Source organism: Achromobacter sp. SIMBA_011, from assembly GCF_046535435.1.
GTDB lineage: Bacteria > Pseudomonadota > Gammaproteobacteria > Burkholderiales > Burkholderiaceae_B > Achromobacter > Achromobacter dolens.
This window is the reverse complement of sequence record NZ_JAWRWN010000008.1, coordinates 200,985-217,417: the sequence shown is the minus strand read 5'-3', so window position 1 is coordinate 217,417 and position 16,433 is coordinate 200,985. Positions and strand designations below refer to the sequence as shown.

At 68.7% G+C, this 16,433-nt stretch carries 15 protein-coding genes; 11 read left to right on the top strand and 4 right to left on the bottom strand.

Annotated features, from left to right (window positions below; genetic code table 11):
- The first annotated feature begins 3 nt into the window (after positions 1–3).
- The 9 genes from SB816_RS23970 to SB816_RS23930 all read left to right on the top strand — a co-directional run bounded on the left by SB816_RS23970 (position 4) and on the right by SB816_RS23930 (position 10,655).
- Positions 4–1,635: an AMP-binding protein gene (locus SB816_RS23970; RefSeq protein WP_410547639.1), complete on the top strand. Its 1,632-nt coding sequence runs from the start codon at positions 4–6 to the stop codon at positions 1,633–1,635.
- Positions 1,632–2,807, top strand: coding sequence for a thiolase family protein (locus SB816_RS23965; protein ID WP_410547638.1), 1,176 nt, complete (start codon positions 1,632–1,634; stop codon positions 2,805–2,807). The genes SB816_RS23970 and SB816_RS23965 overlap by 4 nt, the downstream gene beginning before the upstream one ends.
- Positions 2,804–4,045: an SDR family NAD(P)-dependent oxidoreductase gene (locus SB816_RS23960; protein ID WP_410547637.1), complete on the top strand. Its 1,242-nt coding sequence runs from the start codon at positions 2,804–2,806 to the stop codon at positions 4,043–4,045. The genes SB816_RS23965 and SB816_RS23960 overlap by 4 nt, the downstream gene beginning before the upstream one ends.
- Before the next feature lie 31 nt (positions 4,046–4,076).
- The gene (locus tag SB816_RS23955) at positions 4,077–4,862 is read left to right on the top strand and encodes a cyclase family protein (RefSeq protein ID WP_054447005.1); all 786 of its coding nucleotides are present in this window, start codon (positions 4,077–4,079) and stop codon (positions 4,860–4,862) included.
- A gap of 38 nt (positions 4,863–4,900) precedes the next feature.
- Positions 4,901–5,629, top strand: a complete 729-nt coding sequence (locus SB816_RS23950) for an SDR family NAD(P)-dependent oxidoreductase (protein ID WP_269874289.1) — start codon at positions 4,901–4,903, stop codon at positions 5,627–5,629.
- 163 nt (positions 5,630–5,792) lie between these two features.
- Positions 5,793–6,941, top strand: coding sequence for an ABC transporter substrate-binding protein (locus SB816_RS23945; protein WP_049052843.1), 1,149 nt, complete (start codon positions 5,793–5,795; stop codon positions 6,939–6,941).
- A gap of 140 nt (positions 6,942–7,081) precedes the next feature.
- Positions 7,082–8,122, top strand: coding sequence for a branched-chain amino acid ABC transporter permease (locus SB816_RS23940; protein ID WP_054416489.1), 1,041 nt, complete (start codon positions 7,082–7,084; stop codon positions 8,120–8,122).
- The gene (locus SB816_RS23935) at positions 8,119–9,912 is read left to right on the top strand and encodes an ABC transporter permease subunit (RefSeq protein WP_054501804.1); all 1,794 of its coding nucleotides are present in this window, start codon (positions 8,119–8,121) and stop codon (positions 9,910–9,912) included. Before SB816_RS23940 ends, SB816_RS23935 begins: the two co-directional genes overlap by 4 nt.
- A complete protein-coding gene (locus SB816_RS23930; protein WP_064525565.1) occupies positions 9,912–10,655 on the top strand; it encodes an ABC transporter ATP-binding protein in 744 nt (247 codons plus the stop codon). Before SB816_RS23935 ends, SB816_RS23930 begins: the two co-directional genes overlap by 1 nt.
- A gap of 37 nt (positions 10,656–10,692) precedes the next feature.
- On the opposite strand, the gene SB816_RS23925 is transcribed toward SB816_RS23930, so the two are convergent.
- Positions 10,693–11,628: a glycosyltransferase family 2 protein gene (locus SB816_RS23925; RefSeq protein ID WP_054501806.1), complete on the bottom strand. Its 936-nt coding sequence runs from the start codon at positions 11,626–11,628 to the stop codon at positions 10,693–10,695.
- 223 nt (positions 11,629–11,851) lie between these two features.
- On the opposite strand from SB816_RS23925, the gene SB816_RS23920 reads away from it, so the two are divergent.
- The gene (locus SB816_RS23920; RefSeq protein WP_054501807.1) at positions 11,852–12,817 is read left to right on the top strand and encodes a LysR family transcriptional regulator; all 966 of its coding nucleotides are present in this window, start codon (positions 11,852–11,854) and stop codon (positions 12,815–12,817) included.
- A 668-nt stretch (positions 12,818–13,485) separates the two neighbouring features.
- Positions 13,486–13,614: a hypothetical protein gene (locus tag SB816_RS23915; protein WP_006226408.1), complete on the top strand. Its 129-nt coding sequence runs from the start codon at positions 13,486–13,488 to the stop codon at positions 13,612–13,614.
- 240 nt (positions 13,615–13,854) lie between these two features.
- On the opposite strand, the gene SB816_RS23910 is transcribed toward SB816_RS23915, so the two are convergent.
- The 3 genes from SB816_RS23910 to SB816_RS23900 are packed head-to-tail and all read right to left on the bottom strand — an operon-like array spanning position 13,855 to position 16,219.
- The gene (locus SB816_RS23910) at positions 13,855–14,778 is read right to left on the bottom strand and encodes a sugar kinase (protein ID WP_410547636.1); all 924 of its coding nucleotides are present in this window, start codon (positions 14,776–14,778) and stop codon (positions 13,855–13,857) included.
- Positions 14,771–15,415, bottom strand: a complete 645-nt coding sequence (locus SB816_RS23905) for a bifunctional 4-hydroxy-2-oxoglutarate aldolase/2-dehydro-3-deoxy-phosphogluconate aldolase (RefSeq protein WP_049071587.1) — start codon at positions 15,413–15,415, stop codon at positions 14,771–14,773. The genes SB816_RS23910 and SB816_RS23905 overlap by 8 nt, the downstream gene beginning before the upstream one ends.
- Positions 15,416–15,439: 24 nt before the next feature.
- On the bottom strand, positions 15,440–16,219 hold the full coding sequence (locus SB816_RS23900) for an IclR family transcriptional regulator (protein ID WP_144657227.1): 780 nt from the start codon (positions 16,217–16,219) through the stop codon (positions 15,440–15,442).
- Positions 16,220–16,433 lie beyond the last annotated feature (214 nt).

The window sequence follows — 16,433 nt, the reverse complement described above, 5'->3', positions numbered from 1 at the left end:
CTTGTGAGCACCACCGTCCACCAGGCTTTCCTGGACACCGCGGCCCGCCACGGCGCCCGGCCCTTCCTGTGCATCCTGCCGGAAACCGCCGGCATCTACGGCATCGGCGCCGGCGAACTGGGCTATGCGCAGGCTGCCGCCGCCATCGAGACGCTGCGCGCGGCCTATGCCCGCGCCGGCTACGGCCACGGCCACCGCGCCGGCCTGCTGCTGGAAAACCGTCCCGCCTTCTTCCTGCACTGGTTCGCGCTGAACGCGCTGGGCGTGTCGGTGGTGCCGATCAATCCCGACCTGCGCGCGGCCGAACTGGAGTACCTGACCGGCCATTCCGAAATCGCGCTGGCGGTGGCCCTGCCCGAGCGCCACGCCGACCTGCTGGCCGCCGCCGAGCGCGCCGGCCGGCCGCTGCGCGTGATGGGGCCGGACGACGCCCCGCCCGCCGCGCCCTTCCCCGCGCCGCTGGCGGGCGAGCCGGATGAACTGACCGAGTGCGCGCTGCTGTACACGTCCGGCACGACCGGCCGTCCCAAGGGCTGCATCCTGCCGAACCGCTATTTCCTGCACGCGGGCGGCTGGTACGCGCGCATCGGGGGCCTGGCCGAGCTGCGCCCCGGCGAGGAGCGCATGCTGACGCCGCTGCCGCTGGTGCACATGAACGCCATGGCCTATTCCGCCATGGCCATGGTGCTGACCGGCGGCTGCCTGATCCCGCTGGACCGCTTCCATCCCAAGACCTGGTGGGACAGCGTGCGCGAATCCGGCGCCACCGTGCTGCACTACCTGGGCGTGATGCCGGCGATCCTGATGAAGGCCGAACCGTCGGCGCGGGACAGGCAGCCAGCCATCCGATTCGGTTTCGGCGCGGGCGTCGACCGCAAGCTGCACCAGCCCTTTGAGGAACGCTTCGGTTTTCCGCTGCTGGAAGCCTGGGCCATGACCGAAACCGGCGCCGGGGCCGTCATCATCGCCAACCAGGAGCCGCGCCACATCGGCAGCAGTTGCTTCGGCCGCGAAGAGGACGACGTAGAGGTGCGCATCGTCGCCGACCACGGCGGCGAGGCCGCGGCCGGCGAGCCGGGCGAGCTGCTGGTGCGCCATGCCGGCGAGGACCCGCGCTACGGCTTCTTCGCCGGGTACCTGAAGGACGCCGAGGCCACTTCGCAGGCCTGGGAGGACGGCTGGTTCCACACCGGCGACATCGTGCGCCGCGAGGCCGACGGCGCGCTGCGCTTCGTCGACCGCAAGAAGAACGTGATCCGCCGCAGCGGCGAGAATATCTCCGCCGTGGAAGTCGAAAGCGTGCTGCTGCAGCATCCGCTGGTCAAGGCCGTGGCGGTGGCCGCCGTGCCCGACCCGGTGCGCGGCGACGAGGTGCTGGCCTGCGTGGTGGCGGAAACCGCGCCCGCCGACGCCGCCGCCCGCGCCGACGCGGCCCGCGACATCGTGCAGTGGAGCCTGCAACAACTGGCCTATTACAAGGCGCCCGGCTACGTCGCCTTCGTCGACAGCCTGCCGCTCACCACCACCAACAAGATCCAGCGCGGCGAAATGAAGGCGCTGGCGCCGACCTTGCCGGGCACGGCCAGCTGCGTCGACACCACCGCCATGAAGAAGCGTCAGGAGCCCGCCCGATGAGCCCGCCGCGCGCCCGCTACGACGGCGTGGTGGCGGCCCTGCCCGTCAGCATTCCGTATGAGCGCTATTCCACCCATGCCGCGCATTGGTGGCTCGGCCGCGCGCTGGGCGCGCTGATCCGCCAGGCCGGCATCGCCAAGACCGACGTCGACGGCCTGTGCGTGTCCAGCTTCACGCTGGCGCCGGACACCGCCGTGGGCCTGACGCAGCACCTGGGCATGAGCCCGCGCTGGCTCGACCACATCCCCATGGGCGGCGCCAGCGGCGTGGCCGCGCTGCGCCGCGCCGCGCGCGCGGTGCAGGCGGGCGACGCCGGCATCGTCGCCTGCATCGCGGGCGACACCAACCAGGTCGATTCGTTCCGCAACACCGTCAGCCAGTTCTCGCGCTTCGCCCAGGACGCGGTCTACCCCTATGGCGCGGGCGGCCCCAACGCCAGCTTCGCGCTGCTGACCGCGCACTACATGCGCAGCACCGGCGCCACTCGCGAGGACTTCGGCAAGGTTTGCGTGGCGCAGCGCGACAACGCGCTGCGCTATCCGCACGCGCTGATGAAGAAGCCGCTGACGCTCAAGCAATACCTGGACGCGCGCGTCATCACCGACCCGATCCACCTGTTCGACTGCGTCATGCCCTGCGCTGGCGCCGACGGCTTCCTGGTGATGAGCGAAGACCGGGCGCGGGCGCTGAACCTGCCCTACGCCCGCATCCTGTCCACCATCGAGCGCCACAACGCCTGGATCGAGGACCCGATCCAGACCCGCGGCGGCTGGACCATGGACATCGACGAACTCTACGGCATGGCGGACGCGGCGCCGGCCGACATGGACTTCCTGCAGGCCTACGACGACTACCCCGTCATCAACCTGATGCAGATGGAAGACCTGGGCTTCTGCGCCAAGGGCGAAGCGCCGCAATTCGTGCGCGCCAACACCTTCACCATCGACGGCAGCTTCCCCTTCAACACCAACGGCGGCCAGTTGTCGGTGGGCCAGGCCGGCGCCGCCGGCGGCTACCTCGGCATGGTCGAGGCGCTGCGCCAGTTGACCGGCACGGCCGGCGGCACGCAGGTGGCCGACGCGCGCCTGGGCCTGGTCAGCGGCTTCGGCATGATCAACTACGACCGCGGGCTGTGCACCGCCGCGGCCATCCTGGCCAGGAGCGACGCATGACCGAGCCGCTAGCCAAGCCGCCGCGCAAGAACCCCGTGGCGCGCACGCGCCAGCCGACCCTGCCGCCGGGCGCCCGCAGCCGCGCCGCCCTGGGCCTGACGGCCGCGGCCGCCGAAGGCCGCTTCGAGCTGCAGACGTGCGCCGACTGCGGCGCGGTGCAGTACCCGCCGCGCGAAGTCTGCGGCCATTGCCTGTCGGAACGCCTGCCGTGGCGGCCGGTGGATCCCAACGGCGTGCTGCTGGTCAGCACCACCCTGCACCACAGCAACGACCTCTATTTCCGTGAACGCCTGCCGTGGCGGGTGGGCACCGTGCGCATGGACGCCGGCCCGTCGGTGGTGGCGCACGTGCACCAGGATTGCGCCGACGGCGCCCGCGTGCGGCTGGCGCTCAAGCTCGACCGCGGCGGCCAGGCCGTGATGATCGCCCTGCCCGAAAGGAATACGCCCAATATGGAAGACGACAAGACCCTGCGCGAGACCTCGTGCGATCCGAAATTCCGCCGGGCGCTGGTCACCGACGGCAAGTCGGCGGTGGGCCAGGCGGTGGCGCGCGCCCTGCTCGACGCCGGCTGCCCGACCGTGTTCCTGGGCGATCCGCAGGCCTGGCGCCGCGACGCCGCCTTCGACGCGCTGGCGGCCGATCCACGGGTGCAGGCACTGGCGCTGGACGTGACCGACAGCGACTCGGTCGAACGCGCCGCCGCGTCGATCGGCGGCAAGGTCGAGATCCTGGTCAACACCGCCGACCTGGAACGCGAAGGCGGCCTGCTCGGCCGCAAGGACGTCAACACCGCGCGCGACGCGCTGGACGTCAATGTGCTGGGCCTGATGCGGCTGGCGCAGGGTTTCGGGCCTGCGCTGTGCGGCCGCGCCGCCGACGGCGTCAACAACGCCACGGCCTGGGTCAACGTGCTGTCGATCTACGCCCACCTCAACCTGCCGGCGCGCGGCATGTGGTCTGCCTCCAAGGCCGCCGCGCTGTCGCTGGCGCAATGCCTGCGCGCCGAAATGCGGCCGTCCGGCGTGCGGGTGGTGAACGTGTTCCCCGGCCCGGTTGACCACGAATGGGAGCAGCGCACGCCGCCCCCGCGCGTGGCGCCCGCGGCCATCGCGAGCGCCATCGTGCGTGCGCTGAAGGATGGCGTCGAGGACGTGTACGTCGGCGACGTGGCGCAGGAATTCCGCGCGCGGCTGGCGGAGAACCCCAAGGGACTGGAACGGGAACTGGGCGCCTGACGCCCCGACACGAAAACCAAAGGAGCAACAGATGAGCCAACCCATACTTGCCCAATTCATGACCGAACTGGTGTCGGGCCGCATCCGCCTGGTGGACCTGACCGAGACGCTGACGCCCGAATTCCCCACCATCGTGCTGCCGCCGGAATTCGGCCAGGCCTGGCCGTTCCGCATCGAGGAAATCTCGCGCTACGACGAGCGCGGCCCGGCCTGGTACTGGAACAATTTCTCGTGCTCCGAGCACACCGGCACCCACTTCGATGCGCCGGTGCACTGGGTCACCGGCAAAGACCAGCCCGACAACACCGTGGACACCATCCCGGTCGAGGCCTTCATCGCCGGCGCCTGCGTCATCGACTGTTCGGCCGAAGCGCGCGACAACCCGGACTTCCTGCTGACCATCGACTTCGTCAAGAAGTGGGAGGAACAGCATGGCCGCATCCCGGCCCGTTCCTGGGTGCTGATGCGCACCGACTGGTCCAAGCGCGCCAAGCCGGCCGAATACCTGAACATGCGGGAAGACGGCGCGCATTCGCCCGGCCCCGACGCCGAGGTGGTGCCGTGGCTGATCAAGGAACGCGACGTGCATGGCTTCGGCACGGAGTCGGTGGGCACCGACGCCGGCCAGGCCCATCACCTGAATCCGCCCTACCCCTGCCACTATTTCATGCACGGCAACAACCGCTACGGCCTGCAGTGCCTGACCAATCTGGACCAGTTGCCGCCCACCGGCGCGGTGATCTTCTCGGCGCCGCTCAAGATCCGCAGCGGCTCGGGCAGCCCGCTGCGGGTGCTGGCGCTGGCGCCGCGCGCCTGAGCGGCCGTCAAGAACAACAGAACACAGGGGGATTCACCATGACGCAAACCAACGTCGCCATCGTCACCGGCGGCAGCGCCGGCATCGGCGCCGAAATCTGCCGCAGCATGCTCGACTCGGGCTACGAAGTGATCTCGATGGCGCGCCGCGCCGCCGACTTCAGCCACCCGCGCCTGCACAACGTGCAGGTCGACCTGCTGGACGCCGACGCCACGGCCCAGGCCGGCGCCGAGATCGCGGCGCGCTTTCCGGTCAGCCATGTCATCCACAACGCCGGCGTCATCTGGCCCAACCTGCTGCCGCAGGTGACCCAGGAGGAACTGCACGGCCTGACCCAGATCCACCTGGGCGCGGCCATCAGCCTGGTGCAGGCGGCCTTGCCCGGCATGCAGGAACGCCATTTCGGCCGCATCGTCATGATGTCCTCGCGCGGCGCGCTGGGCCTGCCCACCCGCACCGCTTATTCCGCCACCAAGGCCGGCATGGTCGGCATGGCGCGCACCTGGTCGCTGGAACTGGCGCCCTTTGGCATCACCGTCAACGTGGTGGCGCCCGGCCCGATCCAGACCGACATGTTCTACGAAGTGATCGAACCCGGCAGCGAACGCGAAAAGCAGCTTGCCAACGGCATCCCGGTCAAGCGCCTGGGACGCTCGGACGACGTGGCGCGGGCGGTGATGTTCTTCGCCGACCCGGCCAACAGCTTCGTCACCGGCCAGACGCTGTTCGTCTGCGGCGGCGCCAGCGTCAGTTCCATCACCATCTGACCGGCGTCCCACGCATCCGCTTCGGGTTTTGACGGATAGGTAAGCACGCAGACCGCGTCTACAGTGCAGTGCCAGAAAGTTGAAACCAAAAGCAATTTCCGCGGTATCCGTTTTCTCCGTTTTCCAGCCGCACCCACTCTGCCCCCTATCCGGAGGTTTTGCCATGCTGTCGAAGAAACTCCCCCTGGCCGCCGCCGTGCTGGCCACGCTGGTCTCCCTGCCCGTCCTGGCCCAGGTCAAGGTCGGCGTGGTCACCTCGTCCACCGGCCCCACCGCGCTGGTTGGCATTCCGCAAAAGAACACCGTGCCGCTGCTGCCCAAGAAGATCGGCGACCTGACCGTGGAATACATCTCGCTGGACGACGCCAGCGATTCCACTAACTCGGTCACGGCCTTCAAGAAGCTCATCACCGAGCAGAACGTGGACGCCCTGATCGGGCCCTCGGGCTCGCCCAACGCCATGGGCGTGATCCAGTTCGCCGCCGAGGCCGGCGTGCCGATGCTGGCGCCGGTGGGCACCGCCGCCGTGGTGCTGCCGATGAACGAGCAGAAAAAATGGGTCTTCAAGACCACCCAGAACGACGACATCATCGCCCGCGCGCTGGTCGACCACATGGCCAGGACCGGCATCAAGACGGTCGGCTTCATCGGCCTGAACGATCCCTACGGCGAGAACTGGTACAAGGTGTTCTCCGGCCTGGCGGCCGAAAAGGGCATCAAGCTCACCGCCAACGAGCGCTACCTGCGCTTTGACAGCTCGGTCACCGGCCAGGCGCTGAAGATCCTGGCGGCCAAGCCCGACGCCGTGCTGGTGGCCGCCCCCGGCGCCGCCAGCGTGCTGCCGCAGACGACGCTGTTCGACCAGGGCTACAAGGGCAAGTTCTACCAGACCCACGGCGCCGCGCTGCCCGACTTCCTCAAGCTCGGCGGCAAGAAGGTCGAAGGCACCGTGCTGGCCGCCAGCCTGATGCTGGTGCTGCCGGAAATGCCCGACAGCAACCCGTCCAAGAAGGTCGCCAGCGACTACATCGCCGCCTACGAAAAACTCAACGGTTCCAAGCCCGCCACCTTCGGCGCCAACGTCTACGACGCCGGCCTGCTGCTGGAAAAGGCCATTCCGCTGGCCGAGAAGGCCGGCAAGCCGGGCACCAAGGAATTCCGCAGCGCGCTGCGCGACGCGCTGGAGCAGACCCGCGAACTGGTCGGCACCCAGGGCGTCTACAACATGAGCGCCGCCGACCACAGCGGCTTCGACGACCGCGGCCGCGAACTCATCACCGTCAAGGACGGCAACTGGACGCTAGTCAAGTAACCCCCCCTTGAACGCTGCCCCATCGAGATGCCGCGGAGCCGGCTTTGCCGGTCCGCAGGCATGCCCCCCGGGGGGAGGCGCGCAGCGCTTCGGGGGGATAAATCCGCTGCAGTGATTTTCCGTTTTATCCGGAAGTACCGATGAATGCTCAGATCGCCCTGATACTCGGGCAGGATGGCATCACCAACGGCGCCATTTACGCGCTGCTGGCCTTGTCCATCCTGCTGGTCTTTACCGTTACCCGCGTGCTGTTCATCCCCCAGGGCGAGTTCGTCGCCTTCGGCGCGCTCACCATGGCCGCGCTGCAGGCCGGCAAGCCGGTGCTGCTGGTGTGGCTGCTGCTGGCGTTCGCGCTGGCCGAGGCCGTGGCCGACCTGATGGCGCGCGCCAGGCGGCCGGGACGCCGCGCGCCGCTGTGGCGCATCATCGCCAAGGTGGTGTATCCCCTGCTGCTGGCCGCGCTGTTCTACCGCCTGCCGCTGGCGCAGTTGCCGATGGCCGTGCAGGCGCTGCTGACGCTGCTGCTGGTGGTGCCGATGGGTCCGCAGCTTTATCGCCTGTTCTACCAGCCGATCGCCTCGGCCTCGACGCTGGTGCTGCTGATCGTGTCGATCGCGGTGCACCTGGCGCTGGTGGGCCTGGGCCTGCTGGCCTTCGGCGCCGAAGGCGCGCGCACCGCGCCGTTCAGCGACGCCAGCCTGGCGCTGGGTCCGGTCAACGTCAACAGCCAGGCGCTGTGGGTGGTGGCGGTGTCGGCGCTGCTGATCGTGGTGCTGTACCAGTTCTTCGAGCGCTCGATGTACGGCAAGGCCCTGCGCGCCGCCGCCTTCAACCGGCTGGGCGCGCGCCTGATGGGCATTTCGCCGGTGTTCGCCGGCAAGGCCACGTTTTTCCTGGCGGCGCTGATCGGCACCGTCTCGGGCATCCTGATCGCGCCCATCACCACCATGTATTTCGATTCCGGCTTCATGGTCAGCCTGAAGGGCTTCGTCGGCGCCATCATCGGCGGCCTGGTGAGCTACCCGCTGGCCGCCGCCGGCGCCGTGCTGGTCGGCCTGATCGAGGCTTTCTCCTCGTTCTGGGCCAGCGCCTACAAGGAGATCATCGTCTTCACGCTGATCATTCCCGTGCTGCTCTGGCGTTCCCTGAAAAGCCACCACGTCGAGGAAGAAGAAGAATGACCCCGCGCCACCTCGTCCTCGTGTTCCTGGCGCTGCTGGCGGCCGCGCCGCTGGCGTTGCCGCCGTTCTACGTCACGCTGCTGAACTACATCGGCCTGTACGCCATGGTGGCGCTGGGGCTGGTGCTGCTGACCGGCGTGGGCGGCCTGACCAGCTTCGGCCAGGCGGCCTTCGTCGGCGTCGGCGCCTACACCACCGCGCTGCTCACCACCCGCGCCGACGCCCTGCCCGCCTGGCTGGCGTGGTTGGGCGCCTCGCCCTGGCTGACGCTGCTGGCAGGCCTGCTGCTGACCCTGGTGGTGGCCTACCTGCTGGGCGCCATCACGCTCAAGCTGTCCGGCCACTTCCTGCCGCTGGGGACCATCGCCTGGGGCCTGTCGCTGTACTTCGCCTTCGGCTCGGTCGAGGGCCTGGGCGGCCACACCGGCATCCCCGACGTGCCCGCCATCCACCTGTTCGGCTGGGCGCTGACGCAGGGCGATGAGATCTACTACCTGATCTGGGCCTTCCTGCTGGTGGCCATGTGGTCGACCAGCAACCTGCTCGATTCGCGCGAGGGTCGCGCCATCCGCGCCCTCAAGGGCGGCCGCGTCATGGCCGAATCGATGGGCGTGGACACGGCCCGCTCGCGCATGGTGATCTTCATCATCGCGGCGTTGCAGGCCTGCGCCTCGGGCTGGCTGTACGCGCACATGCAGCGTTTCGTCAATCCGAATCCGTTCGGCCTGCAGATGGGCATCGAGTACCTGTTCATGACCGTCATCGGCGGCGCCGGCCAGGTGTGGGGCGCGCTGGTCGGGGCGGGCGTGTTCACGGTGCTCAAGCAATGGCTGCAGGACTGGCTGCCCAAGCTGCTGGGCCAGACCGGCAACTTCGAGGTGATCGTGTTCGGCTTCGGCATGGTGCTGCTGCTGCACCGCTTCCGCGGCGGCCTGTGGCCGGTGCTGGCGCGCTGCGTGCCGGTGCGCAAGCGCCAGCGCCAGATCGACAGCACGGCCGAGCCGCTGCCGCGAAAGCCCATGCCGCCGCGCGGCGAAGTGGTGCTGAAAGCGGTCGACGTGACCCGCAAGTTCGGCGGCCTCGTCGCCAACAACGCCATGAACCTGGAGATCCGCGCGGGCGAGATCCTGGCGCTGATCGGCCCCAACGGCGCCGGCAAGAGCACCATGTTCAACCAGATCTCGGGCGTGGACACGCCCACCTCCGGCCAGGTCACGCTGCTGGGCCAGCAGGTGGCCGGCGCCGGCGCGCGCCGCATCGCCCGCCTGGGCCTGTCGCGCACCTTCCAGCACGTGCGGCTGCTGGGCCGCATGAGCGTGCTGGAGAACGTCGCCATCGGCGCCCACCTGCGCGGCCATCGCGGCGTGCTGCCGGCGGCCTGGCGCCTGGACCGCGCCGAGGAGGCCCGCCTGCTGGCCGAGGCCGCGCGCCAGGTCGAGCGCGTCGGCCTGGGCAAACACCTGCACGACGAAGCCGGCTCGCTGGCGCTGGGGCAGCAGCGCATCCTGGAGATCGCGCGGGCGCTGGCGTCGGATCCCTGCATCCTGCTGCTGGACGAACCGGCCGCCGGCCTGCGCTACCAGGAAAAATGCGAACTGGCCGAGTTGCTGAAGAAGCTGCGGGCCGAGGGCATGGCGATCCTGCTGGTCGAGCACGACATGGATTTCGTGATGGGCCTGGTCGATCGCGTGGTGGTGATGGACTTCGGCGAGAAGATCGCCGAGGGCCTGCCGGCGGAGATCCAGCACAACCCCGCGGTGCTGGAAGCCTATCTGGGCGGAGTGGAATGATGAGCGCGAAACTGCTGGAAGTGCGCGACCTGCGCGTGGCCTACGACAAGGTCGAGGCCGTCTCGGGCGTCAGCCTGTCGGTGGACGAAGGCAAGATCGTCACCGTCATCGGCCCCAACGGCGCCGGCAAGACCACCCTGCTGTCGGCCATCATGGGCGTGCTGCCCTCGCGCGGCGAAATCGTGTTCGGCGGCAAGCGCCAGGAACACGCCGAGATCGAGGAAATGGTGGCGGCCGGCATGAACCTGGTGCCGGAGAAACGCGAGCTGTTCGCCGAGATGTCGGTGGAAGACAACCTGATGCTGGGCGGCTTCGACCGCTTCCGCCGCGGCCTGCGCGACCAGGACCAGACGCTGGCCGAGGTCTACGACCTGTTCCCGCGCCTTCGCGAACGCCGCGCGCAGTTGTCGGGCACGCTGTCCGGCGGCGAACGTCAGATGCTGGCGGTGGGCCGCGCGCTGATGGCCAAGCCGCGCCTGTTGATGCTGGACGAACCCAGCCTGGGCCTGGCGCCGCGTATCGTGCGCGAGGTGTTCCGCATCGTCGAGCAGTTGCGCGGCATGGGCGTGTCGATCCTGCTGATCGAACAGAACGCGCGCGCCGCGCTGCAGGTGGCCGATTACGCCTACGTGCTGGAAACCGGCAGCCTCACGTTGGAAGGCCCCGCCGCGCAGGTCGCCGAAGACCCGCGCGTGGTCGAGGTCTACCTGGGCCTCGGCCACGCCGCGTCAGCCCCGGCATAGCCTCGCATGGCGGCCCGGGTGAACGCCCGGCCGCCCCTCATGCCACGCCGCGCCGCCGGTCGCGGCGGTACAGCGCATAGCCCAACGGCCACATCACGCCCACCATCAGGCGTGCCCATGGGTTTGTCAGGCGATAGGCCTGCAGCGCCGTGGGTACGCCGGAGTGCTTCAGATGCAGCCGGAAGCGCGTATAACGGGCCGCGGCCATGATGAATTCGCGCGGCCGAAAGCGGAAGAATTCCAGGTGGTGCTGCAGCATGTCCCAGGCCAGCAGGTACAGGCCCTGGGCGTTGTTGGCCACCGACGTCGTGCTCTGGCTCAGGCCGCCCGGCGTGTCGTGGTAGGTGCGCACCACTTGATTGATGAAGCGGCTGAGGTAACCGGCCCGCGCGATCGCCCACCACACCAGGCTCTCGGGCACGAACCCCGCCACGTTTTCCGGAAACGGATACTTCTTGAGGACGTCGGTGCGCATGCAACCGAATTTCTCGCCCTTGATGCGGTAGCGGAAATACACGTCCACCGCCGTGCTGTCGAACACGTCCTGCGGATAGCGGTCGCCCACGATGCTGCCGTCGGGCCGGGCGCACAGGCCGGTCACCGCCACGTAGGAATCGCGCCGCGCCGGCGGGATGGCCTCCCACGCCGCCTTGAACGTCGCCAGCGCCTCGGGCGGCATCTCGTCGTCGCTGTCGAGCGCCACGATCAACTGGCCATGCGCCTCGCGCACGCCCCGATTGAAGGCGGTTTTCTTATGCTGGTTGTTCTGCCAGATGTAGCGAATGGGGAAACGGGCCCGCTGCTGCCAGTCGAGCACGGCTTCGTGGGTATTGTCGGTGGAGCCATCGTCCACGATCACCCACTCGAAATCCCGGAATGTCTGGCGGGATAGGGATTCGTACACCCTGTGCAACGTCCCCGCCCGGTTGTAGGTGGGCGTCAGGACGGTGAAAAACGTCGGCGTATCGATCATGCGAACTGGGCCCCTTGGCGATTCCGGATAACCGCTGCGGTCTTGGTATGGTGTGTTCGCCTGAAGTTTAGGGGATATGCCCGCGGCAACTGATGGCATGGCATGCAAATTTGCAATCAAATCTGACAAGGCGCGGATTCTCGGACTGATTCTGGTCCGCGGCGCCGACGTTGGGACTCGCGCCGGAGTGGCGTAAACTCGGGCGGCCCACACCGGAACGCCTATGGAAGCCCCGACCGTCCAGCTCAACGACATCGCCCTGTTTGTAGAAGTGGCCAAGCGCAAGAGCTTCAGCCTGGCCGCCCGGGCGCTGAACATGCCCACCTCGACGCTGTCGCGCCGTATCAACGAGCTGGAACGCGCGATCGGCCTGCGCCTCATCAACCGCAACACCCGCCGCCTGGACCTGACGGAAGCCGGCGCGGCCTACATGAGCCGCTGCCAGGGCCTGATCGACGAGGCCCGCCTGGCGCACGAACAGTTGCAGGCGCTATCGGGCGGCCCCTCGGGCAATCTGCGGGTGTCTATGCCCTACAGTCTGGCGATCTGGCTGCTGCCGGAAACGATCAACGATTTCACGGACCGCTATCCCGAGGTGGAGTGCGAGTTCGACCTGAGCATGATGACGGCGTCGGACGCCCAGGGCACGCCGTTCGACATCGTGCTGCGTTTCGGCCGCAACAGCGACTATCCGGTGACGAACGCCGACCACGGCAATGGCAATGGCGCTGCGCCGGCGCCCCGCAGCGACGGCGCGGTGGTGCAGGAACTGGTGGCGCTGAACAACTATCTTTATGCGTCGGACCGCTATCTGGAACGTTTCGGGGAACCGAAGACGCCGTCGGACCTGACGCAGCATCAATGCCTGCGCACGACGATCGACGACGCCCATTCGCACTGGACGCTGCACAATGGGCGGGTGAGCGAGCAGGTGCCGGTGAAGGGGCATCTGGCGGCAAACAACATGAGCATCGCGGGGACGCTGGCGGGGCTGGATCTGGCGATCACGCGGATGCCGCATTGCCAGGCGCTGGATCCGATCATCAAGCGCAATTCGTTGCGGCGGGTGTTGCCGGGGTGGTCGGTGGATCCCATTTCGATCTACGTGGTGTATCCGTCGAGTATTCAACCGGCCAAGACGCGGGCGTTCATGGATTTCATTCGGCCTAAGTTGGGGCCGGCTGAGTAGTCGTTTTTTCTGGACGATGCGGGGTTCTTGCGCCGCGCGTGGCGGGATCGGCGGGGGATGGCGGGGCTACGATTGCGGTCCGGAGCCTTCGCTCCGGACTTGCCTAGGCGGCTCCCCCCTTCCTCATCTTCGTCCAGGCCTTCGGCCTTCCCTTCAGATTCCGTCGGGCGCATCTACACGCCCCGCCATCCCCCGCCGATCCCGCCACGCGCTCACGATGAGACTTGGCCTAGGGCGTTGGGGCGGTCGGCTTGCTTGGCGTGCTGGTGACTATCAGGGGTGGAGCGGAGGATCTTGCGGGGTCCGCCTCAAACTGGCCGCGCGGGCGGCCTTTTGAGGCTTACGCGGCGTCTTGCGTCGGGATGATGGCGCTCTCGCGTGTGCGAAGGGGCCAATTAGCTGGCCTGTCGATGCATGTCCTGCACACGGAGCGGACCGAAAGGGGGCTTACCAAGCTAAATGCGTCCCTATTTTTTTGTTCCCGGGTCTCCAGGCAAGCCCCCCAAATTGGCGTCCTCGCCACTTTCAGGCTAGAATGCCGAGTTACCCAATTTCCCCGCCAGCCCAGTTTCCGGTTGTGCGGCCGGGTCGAAGACACCCGCAAGCCAAGCTTGAAGGCGGCTTCGCCCCGCTAATTCGATTTCCGCAAATTCAACAGGAGAATCAACATGGCTGAACGCAAACGCGTGCGTCGCAACACCCTGGAACGCCGTTGCCTGGGCAAGGCCTTCAAGCGCTTGTTCGTCAAGTCGCCCAAGGGTGTGTTCAAGATGCTGGAAAAGATCAAGCGCGTCTAAATGACCCGCCGGCCGCGCCAGATTCCTGGCGTGCGGCCCGATCGAAAAAATCCCCGCTGGTGCGAACCAGCGGGGATTTTTGTTTGGGCGGCCGGGCACGCCAGCGGTAGACAAACGCGCCCGGGGAGACTGGCGGGTGGGCGACCCGTGCGTTGCCGACAGGCCATTGTCGACGGGCCGCCCGCGGCGCCGGCGGTGGGTGCCGGCCCCACTCGTTGGCGCCCCCTTCAGCCCCAGGCCTCAACCCCGCAGCTTCGCCAGCACCTGCTCGGCGCGGGGCAACGGGTCGACCGCGCCATAGCCCAGCGTCGACAGCGCCGCCGCCACGTTGGCGTAGCGCACCGCGGCGGCCCAGTCGTCGCCCTGGCAGCGGCGCGCCAGCAGGCTGCCAGCGAAGCAGTCGCCGGCGCCGGTGGCGTCCACCGCATTCACGCGCAATGCCGCCACCGGCGCGCGGGTCTTGCCGTCGTCGATGATGGAGCCGTCCTTGCCCAGCTTCAGCACCACCACGCCGGTCGCGCCGGCGTCGCGGATCCAGTCGAGGGTGCGTTCGGGGTCGTCGTTGCCGGTCAGGTGCTGCATGTCGTCCATGCTCGGCAGGAACAGGTCGGCGTGGCACAGCGCTTCGCGCAGCACGGCGCGGGCGCGATCCAGCGGCCACAGGCGCAGCCGCAGGTTCGAATCCAGGCTGACCTGCACGCCGGCCGCGCGGGCGCGCGCGATGGCGGCGAAGACGGTGTCGCAGGCGCTGGTGCTGATCGCCAGGCTGATGCCGGAGACGTGCAGGAACCGGGCGCGTTCGATCAGCCCGCCGTCGAGGCTGGCGGGCGTCATCAGGCTGGCGGCCGAGCCGCGGCGCAGGTAACTGAAGGCGTGGCCGTCGGGGCCGTGCTGCACGAAGTACAGGCCGGTGTGCGCAGTGGCGTCGACCTCGACGCCCGAGGTGTCCACGCCCTCGTCGCGCCACAAGGCCAGGAACTGCGCGCCGAAGGCGTCATCGCCGACGCGCGTCAGGTAGGCGCAGCGCGCGCCCTGGCGGGCGGCGGCGATGACGGCGTTGGAGGTGTCGCCACCAAAGCCTTGCAGGTATTGGCGCTGGTCCTGGCTGGTCTGGTTCAGTTCGACCAGCGGTTCGCCCAGCGCGACGATATCGAAATCAGCCATGGGCGGCCTCGCGGGTGCGGGTGATCTGGGCCACCAGCGCGGCGGTGTCGCGCGCGGCGAAGGCGGCCTTGTCGTAGAGGTTGCTGCCGATGCCGACCAGGCCCGCGCCGGCGGCGAAATACGCGGCCATGTTTTCGGCGGTGACGCCGCCGGTGGGGCAGAACACCGTGTCCGGATACACCGATTTCAGCGCCGCCAGATGCTTGGGGCCGCCGGTGTCGGCCGGGAACACCTTGACCACATCGACGCCAGCGCGGCGCGCGGCCAGCACCTCGGTGGGCGTGAAGGCGCCCAGCAGGCAGAGGGCGTCGGCGGCATGCGCCAGGTCGACGATCTCGGTGGCCAGTGCCGGCGACACCAGGAAGTCGGCGCCGGCCACCAGGGCCTCGCGCGCCTGGGTTTCATCCAGCACCGTGCCCACGCCCAGCAGCAGCGCGGGGCCGTGCTTGTCGCGCAGCGCGCGCACCAGGTCGGTCACGCCCGGAATGGTCCAGGTCAGTTCCAGCGTGGTGCAGCCGGCGGCCACGGCCACCTCGGCGGCGTAGGCCGCCGTGGCGGCATCCTGGTAGCGCAGCACGGGCACGACCCGGGCGGCGAGCAAGGCGTCGAGTTTCGAGGCACGGGGAGCAGCGGTCATGGCATTCCTTTCGGGATGGATCGTTCAGGCGCCGCCGGATGGCAGCACGGCGAGTTTGGCGGCGGCCGCATCGCGCAGCCGCAGCAGGGGTTCGATATAGGCCGATTGCGGATCGTCACTGCGCCGGAACATCAGCGTGCTGACGCTGACGCATGCGACCGGCTGGCCGCCGGCATCGCGCAGCGCCACGCCATAGCAGACGATGCCGGGCTCGTTTTCCTCGTTGTCCAGCGCGTAGCCGCGCGCCGCCGTCTCGGCCAGCGCCGCGCGCAGCGCGGGCAGGCTCGCCACGGTGCCGGGCATGCGCGATTCCAGCGGCAGGTCGCGCAGCAGATGTTCGCGCGCCGGCTCGTCCAGCGCGGCCAGGTAGGCCTTGCCGACCGCGCTCGAATGCAGCGCCACCGCCGCGCCCACGCGCGAGGCCATGCGCACCGGGCCCGGACTTTCAAGCTTGTCGATATAGATCATTTCGGTGCCGGCCGGCACCGCCAGGTGCACGGTCTCGCCGGTGGCGTCGCGCAGCGCCTGCAGGTCGGCCGCCAGCGCGGCGCGCAGGTCGAACTGCGACCAGGCGCGGCTGGCCAGGGCCAGGAGGCGCGGCCCGAGGCGATAGGCGCCGTCGGCTTCGGCCACCATGCCCTGCTCGGCCAGCGCCGCCACGATGCGATAGACGGTCGGCCGCGGATAGCCGCTGCTGCGCGCCAGCGCCGCCGCCGTGGGCGGCCGCGGCGCGTCCGCCACCGCCTGCAACACCGTCATGAACTTGGCGAACGCGGCCGCGCCCGCCACCTTGGATTCCGACACAACCGCCCCCACCTCGGGTAGATGCCCTGCGTTAACAACGCGCCCGCGGAAAGCACTCGGCAAACCGCGCTAATTTCAGACGAATCTGCGATACTGTTTATTTGTACAGCTTCGTCACGCATGTTTGACCACATTGTGGACACATGCCTCACGATATAGGCAATTATTCCATATCGCCGCGCCCGGAACCAGCCATTGGCCGTCGTCCGGGGCC